The organism is Phytoactinopolyspora endophytica (genome assembly GCF_004138495.1).
GTDB classification, from domain to species: domain Bacteria; phylum Actinomycetota; class Actinomycetes; order Jiangellales; family Jiangellaceae; genus Phytoactinopolyspora; species Phytoactinopolyspora endophytica.
The window spans coordinates 427,799-430,004 of the sequence record NZ_ML142851.1 but is presented as its reverse complement, the minus strand read 5'-3'; the positions used below and the strand labels follow the sequence as shown (position 1 = coordinate 430,004).

Below are 2,206 nucleotides of genomic sequence, written 5' to 3'. Positions count from 1 at the left end.
ACGTCCAAGCCTCGAAGACGTCCCCGCCGAGCACGTCCGGCTCGGGCGGTACCGCCGCGAAGTGGTCGTAGTTCCACAGGTGGTCGAACCCAGCCTCATCGGCGACCTGCCAGAACTCCGTGAGCTCGTCGATAGTGGTGAGCTGCTGGCTCAGCTTGACGCCGACGTGCAGCGGATGCGGTGCATTCATGCTCCACTTCTTTACCGCACGCCACCTCTCGCAGGAACACCGGGACGCCGAGCTTGGAGCCGCTGCCATCCGCTGAACGGCGCGGCACAGCGGCTGTCCAGGCAGTTCGACGAATTCGCCGAGCGAGCGATGACTTCTCGTCGCCGGCATGGTCTGTATATGTGACGGCAGAACGCACCCCATACGCGGGGTCGATCGAAGGAGTACAGAGGTGGCGAATTCTTCTCTGGGCAGCATGTTGCTCTCCAGCACCGACCCAAAGCGGCTCCACACCTGGTACGCAGCCGCCCTGGCACCGAACGACGATGCGCAGCTCGACACCTACCGCGTGCTCAAGTTCGGCGAGTTCTACCTCATGATCGACACCCGGGCGGATATCACGGACAAGAACCCGGAGCCCGGCCGGATGATCCTCAACTTCGATGTCGACGACGCCCGTGCCGTGGCCGCCAGGCTGAACAGCATGGGGGCGGCGTGGCTGTCCGAGCTCGAGGACCGCGACGGTAGCTATTTCGGCACAGCCATCGACCCGGACGGCAACTACGTGCAGATCATCCAGATCAGCGAAGAGCACCGCGCAGCCATGGAACAGCAGCAGGCAACGGCAAAGGAGTGACGGCCATGTTCCGCGATACACCCGCGTTCAGCGGATTCTCGGTCAATGACACGTCCGAGGCGAAGAGGTTCTACGACGAGACTCTCGGCATGCAGGTGTCTCCCGTTCCGGGAATGGAAGAGTACGGGCTGCTGGAGCTGCACATCTCAGGCGGCCACAACATTCTGATCTATCCCAAGCCCGACCACACCCCAGCGTCGTTCACCATTCTGAATTTCCCGGTGGAGGACATCGACAAAGCAGTCGATGAACTCACCAGCCGCGGCGTCACGTTCCTGCGGTATCCCCAGTTCGAGAACGGCATGGACGACAAGGGCATCGTGCGGGCCGGACCCGGTGAGGGCCCGCAGATCGCGTGGTTCACCGATCCAGCCGGAAATGTCCTCTCTGTCCTACAGGAGTAATAGAGTGCCCACCATGACGGAGACACGGGTCAACGACGACTTCGCCCGCCTGGCCGATCCCTACCGGCGGGAGCTGATGGCGCACTGCTACCGCATGCTCGGTTCGGTGCACGACGCAGAGGACCTGGTCCAGGAGACCTACCTGCGTGCCTGGAAGGCGTATGACCGTTTCGAGGGCAGGTCATCGTTGCGCACCTGGCTGCACCGGATTGCGACGAGCGCGTGCCTGACCGCCCTGGAAAGCCGTAACCGGCGTCCGATGCCCACCGGCCTGGGCGCGCCGAGCTCGGACCCCGTCGACGACATCAGCGAGCAGAACGAGGTGCCGTGGCTGGAGCCCGTTCCGGACGCCATGGTGGGAGCCGACGGCGCGGATCCAGCCGCCGTGGTGACCTCCAGAGAAAGCGTCCGGCTGGCGCTGATCGCCGCCCTGCAGCACCTGCCCCCTCGGCAGCGCGCCGTGCTCATCCTCCGCGATGTGCTCAAGTGGCGTGCGGCCGAGGTGGCGGACGCCATCGGCCTCTCCACTGCGGCCGTCAACAGCCTTCTACAGCGTGCCCGCACACAGCTCGAGCAGGTCGCCCCGAGCGAGGACGAGACGGCGCAGCCGACCTCGTCCGAGCAGCGCGAACTTCTCGACCGTTATGCGAAGGCGTTCGAGAACTACGACATGACCGCGATGGTGGACTTGTTCACCTCCGATGCCGTGTGGGAGATGCCGCCCTTCCCCACCTGGTACCAGGGCCCGGAGAACATCGTCGGCCTGGTGCACAACCAGTGCCCGGCACAGGGTCCCCTCGACATGCGCATGGTCCCGACCATCGCCAATGGCCAGCCCGCCTTCGCGACGTATATGCGCGGGGACGACGGTGTCCATCGGAAGTTCGGACTGCAGGTACTGACTGTCAAGGAGTCCAAGGTCTCGCACGTCGCCATGTTCTTCGACGTCAGTCTGTTCGAAGCGTTCGGCTTGCCGGACACGCTGCCGCCTGACGC

General features: G+C 64.5%; 3 protein-coding genes and 1 pseudogene. 3 read left to right on the top strand and 1 reads right to left on the bottom strand.

Going from position 1 to position 2,206, the window contains the following annotated elements; all coding sequences use genetic code 11:
• Positions 1 to 190, bottom strand: a pseudogene (locus tag ELR45_RS37180) (LLM class F420-dependent oxidoreductase); the annotation flags it as partial.
• Positions 191 to 401: 211 nt separating this feature from the next.
• Here ELR45_RS37180 and ELR45_RS07820 point away from each other — a divergent pair.
• The 3 genes from ELR45_RS07820 to ELR45_RS07810 all read left to right on the top strand — a co-directional run.
• Positions 402 to 806 (top strand): VOC family protein, encoded by a 405-nt coding sequence (locus ELR45_RS07820; RefSeq protein WP_205856203.1) that lies wholly within the window; start codon positions 402 to 404, stop codon positions 804 to 806.
• A gap of 5 nt (positions 807 to 811) precedes the next feature.
• Positions 812 to 1,210 carry a VOC family protein gene (locus ELR45_RS07815; protein WP_129664858.1) on the top strand — a complete coding sequence of 133 codons (399 nt, stop codon included), beginning with the start codon at positions 812 to 814 and terminating at the stop codon, positions 1,208 to 1,210.
• Positions 1,211 to 1,223: 13 nt separating this feature from the next.
• A partial coding sequence (locus ELR45_RS07810; RefSeq protein WP_165367577.1) for a sigma-70 family RNA polymerase sigma factor occupies positions 1,224 to 2,206 on the top strand: 983 nt, incomplete at its 3' end.

Excerpts from the sequence above, each read along its gene's own strand:
- ELR45_RS07815 (WP_129664858.1), top strand. The coding sequence starts at position 812 with ATGTTCCGCGATACACCCGCGTTCAGCGGATTCTCGGTCAATGACACG.